The following is a 19828-nucleotide window of genomic DNA, read 5'->3' on the forward strand; positions in this document are numbered from 1 at the left end:
CGTAACCCAGCATTTTTAGGAAATGCTATGAACAGTTGGTTTAAAGTTTTTTCAAAAAAACTATTCCGCTTGAAGGAGATCTATTGTTCTTTATTATTAAATTGATTAATTTATTCAAATGTCTTCTGTAGCAGTCATAGATTATGGCATGGGAAATCTTCACTCCATCGCTAAAGCTTTACAACATGCATCTCCTGAAGTTGATGTGCGTGTTGTTTCTGATAAACAATCCATCTTAGCGGCTGATCGTGTCGTATTCCCCGGAGTAGGGGCTATTCGCGACTGTATGCATGCTCTGCAAACTGCCGAGTTAGTTGAAGTGATTGCCCAGGTAGCAGATAGCAAGCCCTTGCTAGGTGTTTGCCTAGGAATGCAGGCTTTACTATCTAGTAGTGAGGAAAATGGAGGCACAGATTGCTTAAATCTTATCCCGGGGAAAGTAATACATTTTGAAAAAGACCTGCAGGATGAGCAAGGTCAAAGACTTAAAATCCCGCATATGGGCTGGAATAAAGTGCAGCAACATGCACATCCTTTATGGCAGGATATCGCACAGGATAGTCGATTTTATTTTGTGCACAGTTATTATGCTCTGCCCGATGAGTCTGATGCTATCGCAGCAACAACCGAATACCCAGAGGCTTTTGCCTGTGCCTTAGCAAAAGATAATGTGTTTGCTGTGCAATTTCATCCGGAAAAAAGTCAGGCAGTTGGCTTACAGTTGCTGAAAAACTTTTTGCATTGGGATGGGCAATCCTGATTTGTTTTCTTAATATTATTTTATAATTGAGGCTTAAAAATGTTGTTAATACCTGCCATTGACTTAAAAGACGGCAAATGTGTGCGCTTGCGTCAGGGACGTATGGAAGATGACACTGTTTTTTCAGATAATCCAGTCGAAGTTGCTGGCCGCTGGGTTAAAGCTGGTGCAAGAAGAATTCATTTAGTTGATTTAGATGGGGCGTTTGCAGGTAAACCAAGAAATGCTGAAATTATTCATCAAATAGTCGCGGCCTACCCTGACGTACCTGTACAAATTGGGGGTGGGATACGTGATGAAGATACCATACAAGCTTATTTAGAAGCAGGTGTTAAATATGTCATTATTGGTACTAAAGCAGTAAGCGAGCCGCATTTTGTACGTGATGTGGCGGTTGAATTTCCTGGGCATATTATTGTTGGGCTGGACGCAAAAGACGGTAAGGTGGCGATTGATGGCTGGTTAAAACTATCTCATCATGATGTCATAGATCTGGCGCAGAAGTTTGAGGAGCACGGTGTAGAATCAATTATATACACCGACATTGCTCGTGATGGCATGATGCAGGGAGTTAATGTTGAAGCGACTGCTAAATTAGCCCGAGCTATTAATATTCCTGTGATTGCCTCAGGTGGCATTACCAATATGGATGATATTCATGCGCTGGGTGCAGTTGCTGGAGATGGTATTATGGGTGCAATTACCGGGCGAGCAATATATGAAGGTACGCTTGATTTTGTTGAAGCAGAGAAGCTTGCTGAGTCATTTGCTTAAAGGATAGTTATGAGCCTGGCTAAACGTATAATCCCCTGTCTTGATGTTGATAATGGGCGGGTGGTAAAAGGTGTAAAGTTTGTTGATATTCGTGACGCGGGAGATCCTGTTGAAGTCGCGCGTCGTTATGATCGAGAAGGGGCTGATGAAATTACCTTTCTGGATATAACCGCGACACATGATAATCGCGATACTATTGTGCATGTTGTTGAACAGGTTGCCAGTGAGGTTTTTATTCCGCTTACCGTGGGTGGTGGTATTAGAAAGCTGGAGGATATACGCTGTATGCTGAATGCTGGTGCTGATAAGGTGGGTATTAATAGCGCCGCTGTATTCAATCCGGAATTTGTTAAACAAGCTGCAGAAAAATTTGGTTCACAATGTATTGTTGTGGCAATCGATGCCAAAAAAGTGAGTCTTGTGGGTGAGCCTGATCGTTGGGAAATATTCACTCATGGAGGACGTAAGGAAACGGGCATAGATGCGATCGAATGGGCCATAAAAATGGTTGACTATGGTGCTGGTGAAATTCTGTTGACTAGTATGGATAGAGATGGAACTAAAATTGGTTTTGATCTAGAGTTGACTCGTGCAGTGAGTGAGGCCGTAGCTGTGCCTATTATTGCATCGGGTGGCGTAGGAAATTTAGAGCATCTGGCAGATGGAGTCATAAAAGGTAAAGCTGATGCGGTATTAGCTGCGAGTATTTTTCATTTTGCTGAGTACAGTGTTGAAGAAGCCAAGCAGCATATGCGTGATAAAGGGATCGAGGTGCGCCTTTAAATGAATCAGGCATGGATAGATGAAATTCGCTGGACAGAGGATGGTTTGGTGCCTGTGATTGCTCAGCAAACAGGTACAGGTAGAGTGGTGATGTTTGCCTGGATGAATCGTGAGTCCTTGGCATTAACTGCTGAAAAAGGTTATGCAGTGTATTGGTCACGTTCACGCAAAAGATTATGGCGTAAAGGAGAAGAGTCAGGCAATCAGCAAAAAGTCATTAGTATTCAACTGGACTGTGATGAAGATGTTGTTTTGCTGGAAATTGAACAACAGGGTGGTATTGCTTGTCATACTGGCCGAGAGAGTTGTTTTTATCGGACTCTGGAGAATGGTGTATGGAAAGAAAATGCACCGGTATTAAAAGATCCGGCAGAGATGTATAAAAAATACGAGAAATATAATGAGTGAAGTTTTAACCGAATTAGCTACTGTTCTGGAGCAACGTAAACAGGAATCGCCAGACTCCTCTTATGTAGCAAGCTTATATGCCAAAGGGCTGGATACCATTTTAAAAAAAATTGGTGAAGAAGCGACAGAAACAGTGATAGCCGCAAAAGACGGTGATAAAGAACAAATTATTTATGAAACTGCTGATTTATGGTTTCATTGTATGGTATTACTTGCAGAGCAGGGCTTGCACCCTGATGATGTATTAAATGAATTACAACGACGTTTTGGCTTGTCAGGCCTGGAAGAAAAAGCTCAGCGTCAGAAATAACCTAAAGAGGACTTATTATGGGAATTAGTATAACCCAATTATTAATTGTATTAGTCATTGTGATTGTTTTATTTGGCACTAAACGCTTGCGTAATATCGGTGGTGATCTGGGTGGAGCAATAAAAGGTTTTCGCTCAGCAATGAAAGAGGGTGAGGGGGATAATAAGCTCTCAGAAAAAGATGATGATGTGATCGATGCGGATGTTATTAATGCAGAAGTTACAGAAAAAAAACCAGAAGATAAAGTTTAAGCCGTGTTTGATATTGGTTTTTGGGAGCTTTGTCTGATTGGGTTAGTAAGTTTGCTGGTTATTGGTCCTGAGAAATTACCTAAGGTTGCGCGTATTGCTGGCTTTTGGCTGGGTAAAACACGAAATATGGTTGCCGTAGTAAAAGAAGAAATCAAGGAAGAGTTTAAGGAAGAAGAGCTAAGGCAATTATTGCAAGAACAGCAAGATAAAATTGATTCCATGACTAGTGGCATGAATTTAAATGGCCGGGCAGAGCATTTTTTAGATGCAAAAAAAGAATCAACGGATAAAGAAAAGCATGGCGAAGAATGAAGAGCAGGAACAGCCACTAATTTCCCACCTTGTTGAGTTACGTAATCGCTTATTAAAAGTCGTATTGAGTGTCTTGCTGGTTTTCCTGGCAATGACGCCTTTTGCTAACGAGATATATAGCTTTTTAGCTAAGCCTTTGATGCAATTTTTGCCAGAAAACACATCGATGGTGGCCATTGATGTCGTTTCTCCTTTTTTAACCCCCTTTAAACTAGTTTTGGTCGCTGCGATATTTATCGCAATCCCTGTCATTTTGTATCAATTCTGGGCCTTTGTTGCGCCTGGGCTTTATGCGCATGAAAAACGCATGATTGCGCCATTATTAGTGGCAAGTACGCTGTTATTTGCATTAGGGATGGTATTCGCCTATTTTGTCGTTTTTCCACTGGTATTTGGCTTTTTAACTTCGGCAGTGCCTGAAGGCGTGTCAGTTATGACCGATATTGCTAAATATCTGGATTTTGTGCTGACTATGTTTTTTGCCTTTGGTATGGCGTTTGAAGTGCCAATTGTTACGATTGTACTGGTCTGGGTAGGTGTTTTTACGCCGCAGCAATTAGCTGAAAAACGACCCTATATTATTGTTGGTGCGTTTATTGTGGGTATGTTTTTAACTCCCCCCGATGCTATTTCACAGACATTACTAGCAGTGCCGATTTGGTTGTTATTCGAAACTGGCTTATTATTTTCGCGCTTGTTTGTCAGAAAAAGTGGTCAGCGACGTTTAGGGTCTGACTAGATATTACGGTAATTAGTAGCCCGTATGTAGCCAGCGGAATACGGGGAATGGTAGAGTAACCTTCATTATTAAGGCTTTGTCTCGTTAGGCTAAGCTCGAAAGCGGGTACCGCAACACAAAAGCGTGTGATAATTTCATAACCCGAATTTTAAATTACACCCTGATATGAAAAAACTTCTTATACTATTAATAGCTGGTGTATTATTTGCGGTTGAGGCGTATCAACAGCAAAATATTTCAGTACCAGAAAGCTTACTTCAGGCTTCTGATAGTAAAGAAAAGATTTCTGCTGATAATCGCGATCTAAAACGTGCTTATGAAGCAAAACAAAGCAATCTTCAGGTTCAGGGCTCAGGTGTCGTGGTAAAAGTTTTGCGCGATGATTTAAAAGGTTCTAGGCACCAGAAATTTATACTACAGGTAGGCCCTGGGTTAACAGTGCTCATCGCTCATAATATCGATCTGGCTCCCCGAATTGATGGCTTGAAAAAAGGGGATGCAGTCGAGTTTAATGGCGAATATGAATGGAATTCTAGAGGTGGAGTAATCCACTGGACGCATAAAGACCCAAGAGGCTACCATGTATCAGGCTGGCTAAAACACGATGCTAGAAGCTACCAGTGAGAGCTAAAAAAAATATACTAATTACCGGTGCGGCAAAAAGAGTGGGCGCTCATTGTGTGCGTTATTTGCATGGACAAGGTTGTAATATAGTATTGCATTACCGCTCTTCTAGCGAGGCTGCTAATGAGCTGGCTAATGAGTTGAATGAGTTACGGCCGGATTCTGTGCGGCTTTACCAGGCTGATTTACATGATATTCAAGAGTTGCAGGCTCTGGCGGATATTGCTAAACAGGCATGGGGTGGGGTTGATGTATTAATCAACAATGCCTCTGCTTTTTATGCGACAGAGTTGGCTGAGGTAACAGAGGCACAATGGGATGACTTGTTAGGAAGTAATTTAAAGTCGCCCTTTTTTCTAATTCAGGCACTTGCGTCGACACTGCAGAGCAGGAATGGTTGTGTGATAAATATCGTCGATATTCATGCTGAGAAGGGGTTGCCAGGCTTCCCCGTCTATAGCATTGCCAAAGCAGGCCTGGCAGCTTTAACAAAAATATTGGCTAAAGAGTTGGCGCCAGAGATAAGAGTAAATGCGGTGGCGCCAGGTGCAATTCTGTGGCCAGATCATCAGTTAGCAGAGCAGCAAAAACAGGAAATACAGAACAAAGTCGCTTTACAGCGTATTGGCAGTCCTGATGATATTGCCAAGGCGATTGGCTATCTGATTTACGACGCGCAATATATGACCGGGCAAATAATGACACTCGATGGCGGGCGAACTTTATTTAGCTAAGTTTTGCTTAACTTTTTGTTGTTCAGTTGTGCTTTTATCGAATTCTTGCCAAAGCTTCAAATAACAGACGTTTTTGACGGGGTGTTGCTGCTCAGGTGCTATTTCAGCAAGCGGTTCCAGTACAAAAGCGTAATTAAGAATATCATTGTGCGGGATGTTTAGTGCATCAGTGGCAATGATATGATGGTCGTAGAGGAGTAAATCCAGGTCAAGCGTACGCGATGAGAATTTCTCTTGCTTAGGGACTCTGCCGTGATCAGTTTCTATGCGTTTTAGTAGCAGGGCAATATCGAGTGCTTCCTTGTCGCTGTGAAAAGCAATAACCAGATTATAAAATGCATCACCAGTAAAGCCTACAGAACTTGATTCGTAAGTGCTGGAATGCCTGATACTACCAAAGGTGCACTGAAGTGCATCGAGAGCAGAGCTGATATTGTGCTCTCGATTAATATTACTGCCTATGCTGATAAAACAAAGTGGCATTTTATTTTGCGCCGCGCTCAATAATAATACCGACATCACTAGCGCCGCTAATAGCCCCTTTTTTATTTAGTATTAGCTTAACCCAGGGGACATGAAACTCTTTACGGATCATGCTATTAATTTCTTCTGCGAGTTTTTCAACTAGAAAAAAATCACTTTTTTCTACAAATTCAATCACCCGTTGAGAGACTGCTTTGTAATCTAAAGTATCTTCTATGTCATCAGTTGCAGCGGCTTTTTTGATATCATGCGCCATTTCAATATCTAGGATAACTGTTTGTTTTGTTTTACGTTCCCAGTCATAAATACCGATTATCGTATCAATTTTCAAGCCGCCTAAAAAAATAATGTCCATTAATATTCCAGTTATTATTATAATTACATCTGTTGTCAGGTAATTGTATCAGGGAATTACCCTAAAATACTTTGCATGGTGGTAGTGGTGAATTTTATAATGGCTGATATTTTTTGGGGTTGAGGTGCAGGGGTAGGTGCGTAGCAGGCTGCGCAACAGTTTCAGTAATACAGTTGTTGGTGGCAACCAGGTTTCAGAAAACCGCAGCCGTGACCGCATGAAGTCTATGCTGTAGTGAACTTATATTGTTAAAAATAGGATAGTAAGATGATTGAATGGCTATTAGTCCCGGGCGCATATTTATTAGGCTCTATCTCCAGTGCGATTATTGTCTGCCGAGTGATGGGCTTGCCTGATCCGCGAGCTGAAGGGTCTGGAAACCCGGGGGCAACTAATGTTATGCGTATCGGTGGGAAAAAAGCAGCCGCAATTACTTTGTTAGGCGATATGTTAAAAGGGTTAATCCCGGTGTTGCTGGCTCAGTTAATGGAGGTAGAGCCATTAATTTTGGCGGCAGTAGTGCTTGCTGCATTTTTAGGGCATTTATATCCGATATTTTTTGGTTTTGCCGGCGGGAAGGGAGTGGCGACATCTTTTGGTGTCTTGTTAGGTGCCAACTGGATGGTTGGCTTGGCGGTACTTATAAGCTGGATTACCATTTATAAGTTATTTAAGATTTCTTCATTGTCAGCTTTAGTGGCGGCATCGCTAGCCCCTGTATATGTTTATTTGATAATGGGCATGCAGGCCATGGTGTATGTGGCGGCTTTAATTGCAGTTATTTTAATCTGGCGACATAAGACTAATATTCAGCGTTTATTGGCGGGTGAAGAAAATTAAAGCCTGAAAATTCTGCCCAATTATTGGACGCTTATTTATTTTCAGGCAATTTACGGTTAATGTGAAAAAAGGATAAAGTAGCCCGTATGAAGCTTGCGTAATACGGGGCTTGGCTTGGTCGACTCCCCTCGTGTTCCTCTACGTTGCATACGGGCTACGATTACTCGTGGCTTATGTTGATGCCTAGCCGAAGTAGGGTGAAGTGTTATTGTGGCGGATTGTCGAATGGGGTTTTGTCTAGGGGTTGGGTTAGGGAGATGGAAACAAATAATCATCCAAAACTGCTGGTCTTTTTGTCCGTTTTCTGCGTTGTAGTAACAGTTGCGTAGCCTGCTATGCGCCTGTTACTACGCCTTGAATACGAACAAAAATCCTGCCCAATACTGGACAATTATTTATTTCCAGCTCCCTTATTCTGTAAGTTCATTGATTGGCCATCGAGGCCTGGCGATAATGCTTAAGGATTCTTGCTGCTGGGCTAGTAAACGTTGGCAACCTGCATAAGCAATCATTGCGCCGTTGTCAGTACAGAATTCAGGTCTGGGAAAGAAGATTTCAGCTCGTTCTTTGCGCGCCATCTCAACTAATGTTTGACGAATATGGGTGTTGGCGCTCACTCCCCCTGCAACGACAAGGCGTTTTAATCCTGTCTGTTGCAGAGCTCGCTTGCATTTTATTGCTAGCGTTGCTGCAGTGGCTTGCTGAAAGGCGAAGGCAATATCGGCTTTGTCCTGTTCCGTTTGTTCGGTATTATTCAGGCTGTTCATAGTGAAAGTTTTAAGGCCGCTGAAGCTGAAATCCAATCCTGGGCGGTTGGTCATTGGGCGTGGGAACTTGAATCGATTTGTCTGTCCCTGCTGGGCAAGTTTTGCTAATAAAGGGCCGCCAGGGTAAGCAAGTCCGAGCATTTTTGCTGCCTTATCAAAAGCTTCGCCTGCCGCGTCATCTAATGATTCGCCAAGTAATTGGTAGTGACCAATCTCTGTGACCTCGACTAATAAAGTATGGCCACCTGAAATTAGCAGGGCGACAAAAGGAAATTCTGGTGGGTGCTCTTCTAGCATAGGAGCAAGCAAGTGACCCTCCATATGATGCACGCCTATTGCCGGGATGTTTAATGACCAGGCCAGGCTTTTAGCTGTTGCTGCACCTACTAATAATGCTCCTATCAAGCCGGGGCCTGCAGTATAGGCGATGCCTTGAATATCTGCTTTAGTTAATTTGCTAAGCTGCAGGCATTCGGCTATTAGTGGAATAAGTTTGCGAATATGGTCGCGCGAGGCAAGTTCGGGAACAATGCCGCCGTATTCGTTATGCATTGCGATTTGGCTATATAAACTGTGCTGAATAAGGCCTTTGTCGCTATGATAAATAGCCACGCCGGTTTCATCACAAGATGTTTCAATCCCTAAAATATACATTGTTTTTGATTTTAAATAGATTGCTGCTATAATCGAGAGTTCGCTAGCTCACAAGTGTTTGGTTTGGCTAGCCCAATAACTAAGAATTTTAGCAAACTGGAAAAATTTATGCCCGCAATTAAAGTTAAAGAAAACGAACCATTTGATATTGCTCTTCGCCGTTTTAAGCGTTCTTGTGAAAAAGCAGGCGTTTTGTCTGAAGTGCGTCGTCGTGAGTTCTACGAAAAACCAACGGCAGAACGTAAGCGCAAAGCAGCTGCTGCTGTAAAGCGCCACCTGAAAAAATTATCACGTGAGCGTTATGCGTTGAAAAACCTACGCCGTGGTCGCCCACAGCTGTAAGTAGAGATGACTACTATGCGAGATCGTCTTAAAGACGAAATGAAGTTGGCGATGAAAGCTCGGGAAAAAGTCCGTTTAGGGGCTATCCGGTTAATGTTGGCAGCAATTAAGCAGAAAGAAGTCGATGAGCGTATTGTTTTAGATGATCAGCAGGTTATCGCTGTATTAGATAAAATGCTAAAGCAGCGTAGAGAGTCTATCAAGCAATATCGCGATGCGAGCCGAGAAGATTTGGCCGAAGTGGAAGAGGCGGAAGTGCTAGTAATACAGGACTTTCTGCCTCAGGCGTTGACTGAAGAAGAAATTAACGACATGGTTATGTCTGCTATTGCCGATTGTTCGGCAAGCTCGATTAAGGATATGGGTAAAGTTATGGCTGCCTTAAAGCCTGCTATGCAGGGTAGAGCAGATATGGCCGTAGTAAGTACACAAATAAAGGCGATGTTAGCCGCGTAGTATCTTGAGTAGGGCGAGAATTCAATAATGTTTGAATCTGGTTTGCTTTTTGATTTTATGTGTTACTAGTAGACAGCCTGTTTTATCGGTGCTGTTGTGAAACTAAAGCCCTACGTTAATCTTTCGGGTATTTTAACTCTTGTTCCTTAGCTAATTATGGCTGGTAGAATCCCACGTTCTTTTATAGATGACCTATTGGTCAGGGTTGATATTGTTGACCTGGTGGATTCTTATGTGCCCTTGAAAAAATCGGGTAGTAGCTATGTTGCCCGGTGTCCTTTTCATACTGAAAAAACTCCCAGTTTTGCAGTAACACGTAATAAGCAGCTTTATCATTGCTTTGGTTGTGGTGTGGGCGGCAACGCGATTAGTTTTTTGATGGACTATAGTCACCTTGATTTTGTCGAGGCTGTAGAGGGGCTGGCAGATTTTGCTGGCGTATCTGTGCCGAGAGAGTCAGGTGGCACTCCCGTTAAAAAAAATAATACCAGTGAGGTTTTTCAGGTTCTTGAGCAGGTGGCTGGTTTCTATATACAACAGTTACGAGAAAATGAAACGGCTAAAGCAGCTGTAGCTTATCTTAAGTCTCGGGGCTTAAGTGGCGAGGTGGCGCAAGAGTTTCAGCTAGGATATGCACCTGATCGCTGGGATGCACTATTGAAGCGGTTTAACGCGCAGCAACTTATCGATGCTGGGTTGGCAATATCTAAAGAAAGCGGTTCGGTTTATGACCGTTTTCGTGGTCGGGTTGTTTTTCCAATACGTGATAGACGAGGACGAGTTTTAGGTTTTGGTGGTCGGGTCCTGGATGACTCCTTGCCTAAATATTTAAATTCACCTGAGACTACCGTTTTTCATAAGGGCCGTGAAGTCTATGGTTTGTATGAGTTACTAGCCAAAAATTCCAAGCCAGAACGAATTATTGTTGTTGAAGGCTATATGGATGTGATCGCGTTAGCTCAGTTTGGTGTGGGTTATGCGGTAGCAACGCTTGGAACGGCAACGTCAAAAGAGCATCTGGAATTATTGTTTCGCTTTACCAGTGAGGTCGTGTTTTGTTTTGATGGAGATAAAGCAGGACGTGAGGCTTCCTGGCGCGCGGTCTTATCGGCTTTTCCTAGTCTTCGGGATGGTAGGCAGGTGAAGATCATGCAGATGCCTATGGGGGTTGATCCGGATACTTTTGTTAGAGATAGGGGTTTGCAAGAATTTGAGCATGGCGTGATGTCGGCGCAAGCCTTATCAGAGTTTTTTTTTGAGCGATTAAGTAATGGTTTAAACCTTGATGGGATGGAGGGGCGTGCAAGTTTGGTAAATAAAGCGAAAGCTTATTTGCAGACCTTACCTAATGGGGTTTTTCAAGAGTTAATGCTGGAGAAATTAAAAGCATTATCGAAAATAGATAAACTAGATTTTTTAGAAAAGCCAACTACACTTAAGCACTTAAGACATAAGCAGCAACAAGAAGATACTAAATTGTCGCCGATAAGGTTAGCAATTACTTTGTTACTACAAAACCCTGCTTTAATTATTGAGTTTGAAAAAAAACAAGTACAGTGGCCAATGCTGGATTTTCCAGGCATAGCATTACTAAAAAAAATAGTTGAAATAATCGAACAGCACCCCGATATTAACTTGCCTAGGCTATTGGAGCACTTTAGAGGGAAGGATGAAGAAAAATATATAAAAATCATGATGAATCATGATTTTTGTATCTCAGGTGATGAGATAGCAGAAGAGTTTTCAGGTGCAATAGACAGGTTAATTAATTTAGGCAGAGAACAGCGGCTGGATGAATTGATCGAAAAGGAAAGAGTGAGCGGGTTAGCTTTGCATGAGCAAAAGGAATTGTTAAGTATGTTAGCTAGTCGTATATAACGTAATTTTCTATATCAATAAAGTTTGATGTAGCATTTTAAGAGTAAAAAATGAATCAACAACAACAGCAGTCCCAGCTTAAACAATTAATTGCCAAAGGAAAAGCACAAGGCTACCTTACTTATTCTGAGGTAAATGATCATTTGCCTAGTGAAATTGTTGATCCTGAGCAAATTGAAGACATTATTGGCATGATTAATGGCCTTGGTATCAAGGTTCATGAGTCTGCGCCTGATGATGAAGATTTATCAGAAGAAGTGACGGCCGATGACGATGACGATGATGCTGAAGAAGTTGCTGTATTAGCATCGATTGATAGTGAGTTTGGACGTACAACTGATCCTGTTAGAATGTATATGCGTGAAATGGGCTCTGTAGGGTTGTTAACAAGACCTGAAGAGTTAAAAATTGCGCGCAGAATTGAGGCAGGCCAGCGTCAGATTGTGCGCGCAATTTCCCGTTCCAGATTTGTTGGTGAGTCATTATTTGCTGATTTTGCGACGATTGGGGAAGAAAATGGTTTGCGCTTGACTGATATTCTAAGTGATTTTATTGACTTGAATGAGCCAGATTACGACGACTCGAGAGTTGCTCCAACTCCAGCCGATGCAACTAGCAGTGATGACGATGAGGATGAAACTCCTGAGCCAACGGGGCCAACTCTGGAAGAAGCGCAGGAAAAAGTTGCTGCAATTAAGCTGGCTTATAAGCGAGTAGAAACTTCGCTAAAGAAGAATGGTTATAAGCATGAAAAAACTGAGCAGGCATTTGAAAATCTTTCTGATCGTTTTCTGGAAATAAAATGGGCTCCCCAGTATTTTAAAAAGCAGGTTGCTATGCTTGCTACTGTCACGAAAGGTATTCGCGATCAAGAAAGAAATATTCTGGATATTTGTGTTAAGCAGGCAAAAATAAATCGCAAGGACTTTATTGACGGCTTTATAGGCAATGAGGCGAATTTGAAATGGCTTTCTCGTTTTGCGGAGAGTGATGAGGCCATTGCGCTTGTGTTGAAGAGTAAAGCTAAGGAAATTAGAAGAGCTGAAGCTGCCTTTTTAGCGATACAGGAAGGCAACGGTATGGTGATTACCGAGCTTAAAGATATTAGTCGTCGTGTTTCTATCGGTGAGGCCAAGGCAAGGCGTGCAAAAAAAGATATGATTGAAGCCAATTTAAGGCTGGTTATTTCGATTGCAAAAAAATATACTAACCGTGGATTACAGTTTCTGGATTTAATTCAGGAAGGAAATATCGGCCTAATGAAAGCGGTTGATAAGTTTGAGTATCGTCGTGGATATAAGTTTTCTACTTATGCTACGTGGTGGATACGTCAGGCGATTACACGCTCAATTGCAGATCAGGCAAGAACCATTCGTATTCCAGTGCATATGATTGAAACGATTAATAAATTAAATCGTATTTCAAGACAGATTATGCAGGAAAAAGGTAGAGAGGCGACACCAGAAGAACTGGCAGTACAAATGGAAATGCCGGAAGATAAGGTGCGTAAGGTATTGAAAATTGCTAAAGAGCCAATTTCCATGGAAACGCCTATCGGTGATGATGAAGATTCGCATTTAGGTGATTTTATTGAAGATTCTAAGATGCTTTCGCCGGTAGAGTCTGCTACAATAGAGGGCTTGAAAGAATCTACGCAAGGTGTGTTGGCTGGATTAACGGCTCGCGAGTCGAAAGTTCTGCGTATGCGCTTTGGTATCAATATGAATACCGATCATACCTTGGAAGAAGTGGGTAAACAATTCGATGTGACGCGTGAACGTATTAGGCAGATTGAAGCGAAAGCTCTGCGTAAACTTCGTCATCCATCACGTTCAGATCAGCTAAGATGCTTTCTGGATGCAGAATAGAGTTTATTCCGTTTAAAGTTTAGGGCCCTTAGCTCAGTTGGTTAGAGCATCCGACTCATAATCGGCAGGTCCCCAGTTCGAGTCTGGGAGGGCCCACCATCCATAGAAAGGCTGCTTTATGCAGCCTTTTTTTATAGCTGAAGCTTTTTTTCTAACGTGGTTTCAGTTTTTTGTATAATTATCCCTTGTTAAAGAAGGACCATATTTATGAGTAATAACTATATTTTTACTTCTGAGTCAGTCTCAGAAGGTCATCCAGATAAAGTTGCCGATCAGATTTCTGATGCAATTCTGGATTCTCTGTTGGCGCAAGACCCTAAATCTAGAGTGGCATGTGAAACTTTGGTTAAAACGGGCATGGTCATCATTGCCGGCGAAATTACTACGGATGCCTGGGTGGATACGGAAGAAGTAGTGAGAGGCGTCGTTAAAGAGATTGGTTATAACAGCTCAGAGATTGGCTTTGATTATGAAAGTTGTGCGGTACTAAATGCGATAGGTAAACAGTCTGCAGACATTTCACAAGGCGTAGATGATAGTGAAGATCATGAGCAAGGAGCGGGCGATCAGGGTTTAATGTTTGGTTATGCCAGTAATGAAACTGATGTATTAATGCCTGCACCGATTACTTATGCTCATCGCCTAATGAAACGTCAGGCAGAAGTGCGTAAAAATGGTACTTTGCCATGGTTGCGTCCAGATGCAAAAAGTCAGATTACTTTTCGTTACGAAAATAATCAGCCAGTAGCCATTGATGCCGTCGTGTTATCCACTCAGCACTCGCCTGACATGGGTGGCAAGCTTCTGGAAGAAGCAGTGATGGATGAAATAATTCTGCCTACTTTACCGAAAGAATGGTTGCATGCGGGCACACAATACTTTATCAACCCAACCGGGCAGTTCATTATTGGTGGGCCTGTCGGTGATTGTGGCCTAACAGGGCGTAAAATTATCGTTGATACTTATGGTGGTATGGCGCGTCATGGTGGTGGCGCTTTTTCTGGTAAGGATCCTTCAAAAGTTGATCGTTCAGCAGCCTATATGTGTCGTTATGTGGCTAAAAATATTGTTGCAGCAAAATTGGCAGAGCGTTGTGAAATTCAGGTTTCCTATGCGATTGGTGTGGCTGAGCCAACATCTATTAGTGTTGAAACCTTTGATACTGGAAAAATAAGTGAAGAACGCTTAGTACAGATTATTCGCGATGTCTTCGATCTAAGACCTAAGGGATTGATTGCCATGCTGGATTTATTAAAACCCATTTATTTGCCTACTGCGGCATATGGACATTTTGGTCGTACCGAAGAAACATTTAGCTGGGAAAGAACAGATAAAGTCGATGCATTAAAAAGTGCAGCTGGCCTTTAGGTGATATTCTTTGACAGAAATCACCTTTACATAAAATATCAGGATAAAAACAAATGAGTCAAGATTACAAAGTAGCAGATATATCCCTTGCTGAATGGGGTCGTAAAGAAACATCAATTGCAGAAACAGAAATGCCGGGATTAATGGCTTTGCGTGAAGAATATGGCGCAGCACAACCTTTAAAAGGTGCGCGTATTGCCGGTTGTTTGCATATGACTATTCAAACAGCGGTATTGATTGAAACTCTAACGGCTTTAGGTGCTGAAGTACGCTGGTCTTCATGTAATATCTTTTCTACTCAGGATCATGCGGCAGCAGCAATGGCTGTGGTAGGTATTCCTGTCTTTGCCTGGAAAGGTGAGACAGAAGAAGAAGCAGAATGGTGTATTGAACAAACTATTATAGGCCCGAATAACTGGCGTCCAAATATGATTCTGGATGATGGCGGTGATTTAACGGTCATGATGCATGATAAATTTCCTGAATTAATGACAGATGTCAAAGGCCTATCTGAAGAAACGACGACAGGTGTACTGCGCCTGTATGAAATGGTGACTAAAGGAACATTAAAAGTACCAGCTTTTAATGTTAACGATTCTGTTACTAAATCTAAGTTTGATAATTTATATGGCTGTCGTGAGTCATTGGTTGATGGCATTAAGCGTGCGACAGACGTTATGATTGCAGGTAAAATTGCCGTAGTCTGTGGTTATGGTGATGTAGGTAAGGGTTGTGCTCAGTCATTGCGTGGTTTAGGTGCGACGGTCTGGATTACTGAGATTGATCCTATTTGTGCATTACAGGCGTCAATGGAAGGTTTTCGTGTGGTGACTATGGAAGAGGCGGCACCTCAGGCGAATATCTTTGTTACTGCAACAGGTAACTATCATATTATTAATCATGGCCATATGCTGGCAATGAGAAACAATGCCATTGTTTGTAATATTGGTCATTTTGATTCAGAAATTGAAATTGCTGCATTGCGTCAATATGAATGGGATACGATTAAGCCACAAGTTGATCATGTGACTTTCCCGGATGGCAAAAAAATCATTGTTTTAGCAGAAGGCCGCTTAGTGAATCTAGGTTGTGGAACAGGACATCCTAGTTTTGTAATGTCTAATTCATTCTGTAACCAGGTTCTTGCGCAAATGGAGTTATGGGCAAATGCTGCTGATTATAAAAATGAAGTTTATATTCTGCCGAAGAAACTGGATGAAAAAGTAGCGCGTTCTCATCTTGCGCAACTGGGCGTACAATTAACAGAATTAACGCCTGAGCAGGCTGATTATATTAGTGTGCCTGTAGAAGGTCCTTACAAGCCTGATCATTATCGTTACTAACAAGGGTAGGTTGGGTTAGATTTTTTTGCGAAGCAATAAAAACGTAACCCAACAGAGGCTGATATAAATGTTGGGTTGCGTTATACGTTTTAACTAGCACCGCACCAGTTTCTTAGAATTCTGTGGGGGGCTAGCGTTAGATAATCTAACCCAGCATTGATATAGATTATTAAAAATATTGTCATGACTATAAAGAATAAAGCAGATTTATTTAGTTTTGAATTTTATCCCCCTAAAACGGAGCAAGGGGATCTTAATTTAGAGCAGGTGCATCGCGATTTAGCTAAACTTAATCCTGATTTTTTCTCGGTAACCTTTGGGGCTGGTGGCTCTACGCGGGATAAAACCTACGATACGGTGGTTAAAATCCAGAAAAATGGTGTTTCGGCGGCGCCACATTTATCCTGTGTTGCATCAACTAAAGAAAATATTCGCGAGATATTAGCTAATTATCGTGAACATGGCGTTTCCAAGATTGTTGCTTTGCGCGGTGATTTGCCTTCAGGAATGATGTCGGCAGGGGAGTTTCGCTTTGCCAATGAATTGGTCGATTTTATCCGTGCGGAAACAGGTGATCATTTTCAGATTCATGTGGCGGGTTACCCTGAGGTCCATCCGCAGGCAGGTAATGCTACTGAAGACTTTAATAATTTCAAGCGTAAAGTGGATGCCGGTGCCGATGCGGTGATTACCCAGTATTTTTATAATGCTGAAGCTTATTTTTATTTTCTGGATAAATGTGAAAAGAGTGGCATAAATATTCCTATCGTACCGGGCATTATGCCGATAACTAATTATGCACAGTTATTTCGTTTTTCAGATATGTGTGGAGCGGATATTCCTCGCTGGATGCGTAAAACACTGGAATGTTTTGGTGATGATAAAGCATCGATTATGGCTTTTGGTGAAGATGTAGTGTCTAAGTTATGCCAGGAATTACTGGATAATGGCGCACCTGGGTTACATTTTTATACCATGAACCAATCAAAGCCAACTTTGGCAGTCTGGGATAATTTGAGTTTTGCATAAATCATCAAGTTTATTGGCTTTAAAACAAGATTAACCACGAAAGGCACGAAAAACACGAAATATATTTTTAGGGTATATTGTTTTTCTTTGAGGGGCAGACACGGCATAATATGCTTTGTCTGCCTTTTTTATTAGCGGATAAATGCACTGTAGAGCGGACTTTAGTCCGCTAATGTAGATTCGGGGGCAGCGGACTAAAGTCCGCTCTACGCCTTAATCCGATAAAAAATCAGTTGCTCACGGTTTCTAGAACAAGTTCTTGATTCCACAACACTTCAAGTTGTGCCCACTTAACCTATGGGTGAAGCTAAGATTTTTTTAAAGCATTGTAAAAGCATACCTTGCACTATAAATTTGCGGTTAAGTGCTTTTTCTAGGGTCAACAGACCTTTTGCTGATCAAGGTTAAATTTTAATAAGGCTGATAGGAAAAATAATGAGAGTATCAAGGTTATATCTTGCTATGCCTTTAGCCTTGCATAAAACTATTGAGTTAGATGAGGATGGTGCTCATTATTTGCGTGCGGTTTTACGGCTTAAAAAAGGGCAGTTAATTACTTTATTTAATGGTGAGGGTGGTGAGTTTCAGGGGCAAACTGTAGAGGTCTCGCGAAAACGTGTATTAATAGAGCTACAGTCTTTTGTAAGTCGTAGTGTTGAATCTGCTTTGCAGGTTAATTTGGGTTTAGGTATATCTCGTGGTGACCGGATGGACTTTTCGGTGCAAAAGTCAGTGGAATTGGGAATACATCAGATAGCACCATTGCAAACAGAACGATGTGTTGTGCAGTTAAAGGCTGAAAAAGGACAGAATAAAGTACGCCATTGGCAAAAAATAGCGCAACATGCCGCAGAACAAAGTGGGCGTACCTATAGGCCAAAAGTTGAGGATGTTGATTCTTTGGAGGTTTGGGTAAATCATCAGGACGGTCTCAAAGTTTTTTTAGATCCCTTTGCTACGCAAACATTACAGGAATTACAGCCGGAAGCTAATAAAGTTACGTTATTGGCTGGGCCTGAAGGTGGGTTTTCCGAGCAAGAGAGAGAAATTGCAAAACAGGCTGGGTTTATATCTGTACAACTAGGGCCACGCATTTTACGGACAGAAACAGCAGCACTTGCTGCATTAACGGCAGTGCAGGTTTTATGGGGAGATTTAGGGGCTAAAGATGCTGAATAAAATTGCTATCAGTTTACTGCCATTGTTGATGCTACTAGTCTTTTCCTTGGTGGCCTGTTTTCTGGGGTATGGGCTTTTTTTACTGTTCGATGGAGCGGTAGGCTTAAATAGGATAATCAGTAGAGTCACGCAGGCATTGTTGATTTTAAGTATTTATCCGGTTATGCGCTGGCTTAATATTAGTTTTGCCGAGTTAGGTTTTGTAGCTTATAAAAGATTTTTAAAGCAAATGTTAGCAGGTGCTGTTCTGGGTATTTTTACCTTGTTGCCAGTATTAATGCTCAGCTATGCTCTAGATATTATTGTTATTGATGAACTTAGACACTGGACCTTTGGGAAAGTAGTGAGTAGCCTGTTAGTCACATTTTTGCTGGCGTTACTCATTTCATTATTAGAAGAACCTATGTTTCGAGGGGTTTTAATTTCGGCATATATATCCCGGCTGGGAATAGTCGCGACTATTTTTATCAGCTCTTTTTATTATGCTATCTTGCATTTTATTAAAACAAAAACGACTATCCCCATTGAAGAGGCAGAGTTCTTAGATAGCTTTAGTCTTTTGCTAGAAGCATTTCAAAACCTATTGCGCCCTGAGAATTTAAGTGCTTTTTGGGCATTATTGATGGTCGGTATTTTTCTGGCGATCATGCGTGCGCATCTGAAGCTCAGTCTAGCCTGGGTTGTTGGTTGTCATGCGGCATGGGTGTGGCAGATTAAAATGGCGCATAAAATAACGGATGTAAATAAGAGCTCGGACTTGCTTTATTTAATTAGCCCTTATGATGGAGTTATTGGGCCGATGGTGGCAATATGGCTGACTCTGGTTTTGTGTGCTTACTTGGGTTATCAGCAGTTTGGAAGCAAGCAAGGGAAGTAGGCTAAGGCGCCTGGAAATAAATAAGCGTCCAAGTGTGGGCAGGATTTTTGTTTGTCATCAGTACGGTAGCAATAGGCGCATAGCTGGCTACGTAACTACTGCTACCGTACTGATGAAGGACAAAAAGACCAGCAAGGATGGATGATGTGTGTTTCCAGGAGCCTAAGACTAGCCTCTTCCCATTAAAACGCAGTAGAGGTTTTTAATCTCTGAAATTATTAAACTGTAAAGGCTGTTCTAAGTTTTCAGCACGCAACATCTGCATGGTTTGCTGCAGGTCATCGCGTTTTTTTCCCGATACGCGAATTTTTTCCCCTTCAATGGCGGCTTGTACCTTCAGCTTTTTATCCTTGATCAGTTTGACAATTTTTTTCGCCTGGAGTTTGTCGATGCCTTCCTTTAGCTCGATGGGTTGTTGTGCAGTTTTTGCAGCTTCTTTAACGTCGCCTGTTTCCAGGCAGGCAATATCAATACCGCGTTTAGTCAATTTGGAAAATAGAATAGGTAGCATCTGCTGTAGCTGAAAGGTTGACTCAGCCTTCATTAAAATCGAATTCCCGCTAAGTTCAAATTCAGCGTTAGAGCCTTTAAAGTCAAAGCGCGCGCCTACTTCTTTATTGGCCTGGGCAAGGGCATTTTGTGCTTCGTGCATATCAAATTCTGAAACAATATCAAATGATGGCATAGTGTGTCC

General features: G+C 41.9%; 24 protein-coding genes and 1 tRNA gene. 21 read left to right on the forward strand and 4 right to left on the reverse strand.

Features of this window, described 5'->3' with window-relative positions:
- Positions 1-118 precede the first annotated feature (118 nt).
- The 10 genes from hisH (at position 119) to CDZ78_RS01060 (ending at position 5695) form a co-directional block, all read left to right on the forward strand.
- Positions 119-760, forward strand: coding sequence for an imidazole glycerol phosphate synthase subunit HisH (gene hisH / locus CDZ78_RS01015; RefSeq protein WP_087868281.1), 642 nt, complete (start codon positions 119-121; stop codon positions 758-760).
- A 39-nt stretch (positions 761-799) separates the two neighbouring features.
- Positions 800-1534 carry a 1-(5-phosphoribosyl)-5-[(5-phosphoribosylamino)methylideneamino]imidazole-4-carboxamide isomerase gene (gene hisA / locus CDZ78_RS01020; RefSeq protein ID WP_087868282.1) on the forward strand — a complete coding sequence of 245 codons (735 nt, stop codon included), beginning with the start codon at positions 800-802 and terminating at the stop codon, positions 1532-1534.
- Between the two features lie 9 nt (positions 1535-1543).
- Positions 1544-2317 carry an imidazole glycerol phosphate synthase subunit HisF gene (gene hisF / locus CDZ78_RS01025; RefSeq protein WP_087868283.1) on the forward strand — a complete coding sequence of 258 codons (774 nt, stop codon included), beginning with the start codon at positions 1544-1546 and terminating at the stop codon, positions 2315-2317.
- The gene (gene hisI, locus CDZ78_RS01030) at positions 2318-2725 is read left to right on the forward strand and encodes a phosphoribosyl-AMP cyclohydrolase (RefSeq protein WP_087868284.1); all 408 of its coding nucleotides are present in this window, start codon (positions 2318-2320) and stop codon (positions 2723-2725) included.
- A complete protein-coding gene (locus tag CDZ78_RS01035; RefSeq protein WP_087868285.1) occupies positions 2718-3035 on the forward strand; it encodes a phosphoribosyl-ATP diphosphatase in 318 nt (105 codons plus the stop codon). The genes hisI and CDZ78_RS01035 overlap by 8 nt, the downstream gene beginning before the upstream one ends.
- 17 nt (positions 3036-3052) lie before the next feature.
- Positions 3053-3286, forward strand: a complete 234-nt coding sequence (tatA, locus tag CDZ78_RS01040) for a twin-arginine translocase TatA/TatE family subunit (RefSeq protein ID WP_087868286.1) — start codon at positions 3053-3055, stop codon at positions 3284-3286.
- Positions 3287-3289: 3 nt separating this feature from the next.
- The gene (tatB, locus tag CDZ78_RS01045; RefSeq protein ID WP_087868287.1) at positions 3290-3598 is read left to right on the forward strand and encodes a Sec-independent protein translocase protein TatB; all 309 of its coding nucleotides are present in this window, start codon (positions 3290-3292) and stop codon (positions 3596-3598) included.
- Positions 3585-4337 (forward strand): twin-arginine translocase subunit TatC, encoded by a 753-nt coding sequence (tatC, locus tag CDZ78_RS01050; RefSeq protein WP_087868288.1) that lies wholly within the window; start codon positions 3585-3587, stop codon positions 4335-4337. The genes tatB and tatC overlap by 14 nt, the downstream gene beginning before the upstream one ends.
- A 165-nt stretch (positions 4338-4502) precedes the next feature.
- On the forward strand, positions 4503-4961 hold the full coding sequence (locus CDZ78_RS01055) for a DUF3465 domain-containing protein (RefSeq protein WP_087868289.1): 459 nt from the start codon (positions 4503-4505) through the stop codon (positions 4959-4961).
- Positions 4958-5695: a pteridine reductase gene (locus CDZ78_RS01060; RefSeq protein WP_087868290.1), complete on the forward strand. Its 738-nt coding sequence runs from the start codon at positions 4958-4960 to the stop codon at positions 5693-5695. Before CDZ78_RS01055 ends, CDZ78_RS01060 begins: the two co-directional genes overlap by 4 nt.
- Here the strand turns inward: CDZ78_RS01060 and folK are convergent.
- Positions 5684-6214: a 2-amino-4-hydroxy-6-hydroxymethyldihydropteridine diphosphokinase gene (gene folK / locus CDZ78_RS01065; RefSeq protein WP_230991021.1), complete on the reverse strand. Its 531-nt coding sequence runs from the start codon at positions 6212-6214 to the stop codon at positions 5684-5686. The genes CDZ78_RS01060 and folK overlap by 12 nt on opposite strands.
- Positions 6180-6533 carry a dihydroneopterin aldolase gene (gene folB, locus CDZ78_RS01070; protein WP_087868292.1) on the reverse strand — a complete coding sequence of 118 codons (354 nt, stop codon included), beginning with the start codon at positions 6531-6533 and terminating at the stop codon, positions 6180-6182. Before folB ends, folK begins: the two co-directional genes overlap by 35 nt.
- Before the next feature lie 267 nt (positions 6534-6800).
- On the opposite strand from folB, the gene plsY reads away from it, so the two are divergent.
- Positions 6801-7373, forward strand: a complete 573-nt coding sequence (gene plsY, locus CDZ78_RS01075) for a glycerol-3-phosphate 1-O-acyltransferase PlsY (RefSeq protein ID WP_087868293.1) — start codon at positions 6801-6803, stop codon at positions 7371-7373.
- 410 nt (positions 7374-7783) lie between these two features.
- Here the strand turns inward: plsY and tsaD are convergent, their stop codons facing one another.
- Positions 7784-8794, reverse strand: coding sequence for a tRNA (adenosine(37)-N6)-threonylcarbamoyltransferase complex transferase subunit TsaD (gene tsaD, locus CDZ78_RS01080; RefSeq protein WP_087868294.1), 1011 nt, complete (start codon positions 8792-8794; stop codon positions 7784-7786).
- A gap of 108 nt (positions 8795-8902) precedes the next feature.
- Here tsaD and rpsU point away from each other — a divergent pair, with 108 nt between their 5' ends.
- From rpsU to CDZ78_RS01130, 10 genes are all read left to right on the forward strand, one after another.
- Positions 8903-9136: a 30S ribosomal protein S21 gene (gene rpsU / locus CDZ78_RS01085; RefSeq protein ID WP_087868295.1), complete on the forward strand. Its 234-nt coding sequence runs from the start codon at positions 8903-8905 to the stop codon at positions 9134-9136.
- Between the two features lie 6 nt (positions 9137-9142).
- Complete coding sequence (locus tag CDZ78_RS01090) at positions 9143-9592, forward strand: GatB/YqeY domain-containing protein (protein WP_087868296.1); 450 nt, start codon at positions 9143-9145, stop codon at positions 9590-9592.
- Between the two features lie 156 nt (positions 9593-9748).
- Positions 9749-11470 carry a DNA primase gene (dnaG, locus tag CDZ78_RS01095; RefSeq protein ID WP_087868297.1) on the forward strand — a complete coding sequence of 574 codons (1722 nt, stop codon included), beginning with the start codon at positions 9749-9751 and terminating at the stop codon, positions 11468-11470.
- Between the two features lie 50 nt (positions 11471-11520).
- Positions 11521-13338 carry an RNA polymerase sigma factor RpoD gene (gene rpoD / locus CDZ78_RS01100; RefSeq protein ID WP_087868298.1) on the forward strand — a complete coding sequence of 606 codons (1818 nt, stop codon included), beginning with the start codon at positions 11521-11523 and terminating at the stop codon, positions 13336-13338.
- A 22-nt stretch (positions 13339-13360) separates the two neighbouring features.
- Positions 13361-13437: transfer RNA gene (locus CDZ78_RS01105), tRNA-Ile, on the forward strand.
- Positions 13438-13545: 108 nt separating this feature from the next.
- The gene (gene metK, locus CDZ78_RS01110) at positions 13546-14706 is read left to right on the forward strand and encodes a methionine adenosyltransferase (protein ID WP_087868299.1); all 1161 of its coding nucleotides are present in this window, start codon (positions 13546-13548) and stop codon (positions 14704-14706) included.
- Positions 14707-14759: 53 nt separating this feature from the next.
- Positions 14760-16049, forward strand: coding sequence for an adenosylhomocysteinase (gene ahcY, locus CDZ78_RS01115; protein WP_087868300.1), 1290 nt, complete (start codon positions 14760-14762; stop codon positions 16047-16049).
- A 183-nt stretch (positions 16050-16232) separates the two neighbouring features.
- A complete protein-coding gene (metF, locus tag CDZ78_RS01120; RefSeq protein ID WP_087868301.1) occupies positions 16233-17078 on the forward strand; it encodes a methylenetetrahydrofolate reductase [NAD(P)H] in 846 nt (281 codons plus the stop codon).
- 435 nt (positions 17079-17513) lie between these two features.
- On the forward strand, positions 17514-18257 hold the full coding sequence (locus CDZ78_RS01125; RefSeq protein WP_087868302.1) for a 16S rRNA (uracil(1498)-N(3))-methyltransferase: 744 nt from the start codon (positions 17514-17516) through the stop codon (positions 18255-18257).
- Positions 18247-19134 carry a CPBP family glutamic-type intramembrane protease gene (locus CDZ78_RS01130; protein WP_087868303.1) on the forward strand — a complete coding sequence of 296 codons (888 nt, stop codon included), beginning with the start codon at positions 18247-18249 and terminating at the stop codon, positions 19132-19134. Before CDZ78_RS01125 ends, CDZ78_RS01130 begins: the two co-directional genes overlap by 11 nt.
- A gap of 202 nt (positions 19135-19336) precedes the next feature.
- Here the strand turns inward: CDZ78_RS01130 and CDZ78_RS01135 are convergent, their stop codons facing one another.
- Complete coding sequence (locus CDZ78_RS01135; protein ID WP_087868304.1) at positions 19337-19819, reverse strand: YajQ family cyclic di-GMP-binding protein; 483 nt, start codon at positions 19817-19819, stop codon at positions 19337-19339.
- Positions 19820-19828 lie beyond the last annotated feature (9 nt).

It is taken from the genome of Bathymodiolus platifrons methanotrophic gill symbiont (assembly GCF_002189065.1).
GTDB lineage: Bacteria > Pseudomonadota > Gammaproteobacteria > Methylococcales > Methylomonadaceae > Methyloprofundus.

Coding starts and splice junctions, on each gene's coding strand:
- hisI (WP_087868284.1), top strand. CDS start 2,318: ATGAATCAGGCATGGATAGATGAAATTCGCTGGACAGAGGATGGTTTG.
- tatC (WP_087868288.1), top strand. CDS start 3,585: ATGGCGAAGAATGAAGAGCAGGAACAGCCACTAATTTCCCACCTTGTT.
- ahcY (WP_087868300.1), top strand. CDS start 14,760: ATGAGTCAAGATTACAAAGTAGCAGATATATCCCTTGCTGAATGGGGT.
- rpsU (WP_087868295.1), top strand. CDS start 8,903: ATGCCCGCAATTAAAGTTAAAGAAAACGAACCATTTGATATTGCTCTT.
- plsY (WP_087868293.1), top strand. CDS start 6,801: ATGATTGAATGGCTATTAGTCCCGGGCGCATATTTATTAGGCTCTATC.
- hisF (WP_087868283.1), top strand. CDS start 1,544: ATGAGCCTGGCTAAACGTATAATCCCCTGTCTTGATGTTGATAATGGG.
- hisA (WP_087868282.1), top strand. CDS start 800: ATGTTGTTAATACCTGCCATTGACTTAAAAGACGGCAAATGTGTGCGC.
- tatA (WP_087868286.1), top strand. CDS start 3,053: ATGGGAATTAGTATAACCCAATTATTAATTGTATTAGTCATTGTGATT.
- CDZ78_RS01130 (WP_087868303.1), top strand. CDS start 18,247: ATGCTGAATAAAATTGCTATCAGTTTACTGCCATTGTTGATGCTACTA.
- rpoD (WP_087868298.1), top strand. CDS start 11,521: ATGAATCAACAACAACAGCAGTCCCAGCTTAAACAATTAATTGCCAAA.
- hisH (WP_087868281.1), top strand. CDS start 119: ATGTCTTCTGTAGCAGTCATAGATTATGGCATGGGAAATCTTCACTCC.
- CDZ78_RS01055 (WP_087868289.1), top strand. CDS start 4,503: ATGAAAAAACTTCTTATACTATTAATAGCTGGTGTATTATTTGCGGTT.
- CDZ78_RS01125 (WP_087868302.1), top strand. CDS start 17,514: ATGAGAGTATCAAGGTTATATCTTGCTATGCCTTTAGCCTTGCATAAA.
- CDZ78_RS01135 (WP_087868304.1), bottom strand. CDS start 19,819: ATGCCATCATTTGATATTGTTTCAGAATTTGATATGCACGAAGCACAA.
- CDZ78_RS01090 (WP_087868296.1), top strand. CDS start 9,143: ATGACTACTATGCGAGATCGTCTTAAAGACGAAATGAAGTTGGCGATG.
- folB (WP_087868292.1), bottom strand. CDS start 6,533: ATGGACATTATTTTTTTAGGCGGCTTGAAAATTGATACGATAATCGGT.
- metK (WP_087868299.1), top strand. CDS start 13,546: ATGAGTAATAACTATATTTTTACTTCTGAGTCAGTCTCAGAAGGTCAT.
- metF (WP_087868301.1), top strand. CDS start 16,233: ATGACTATAAAGAATAAAGCAGATTTATTTAGTTTTGAATTTTATCCC.
- folK (WP_230991021.1), bottom strand. CDS start 6,214: ATGTCGGTATTATTATTGAGCGCGGCGCAAAATAAAATGCCACTTTGT.
- CDZ78_RS01035 (WP_087868285.1), top strand. CDS start 2,718: ATGAGTGAAGTTTTAACCGAATTAGCTACTGTTCTGGAGCAACGTAAA.
- tsaD (WP_087868294.1), bottom strand. CDS start 8,794: ATGTATATTTTAGGGATTGAAACATCTTGTGATGAAACCGGCGTGGCT.
- dnaG (WP_087868297.1), top strand. CDS start 9,749: ATGGCTGGTAGAATCCCACGTTCTTTTATAGATGACCTATTGGTCAGG.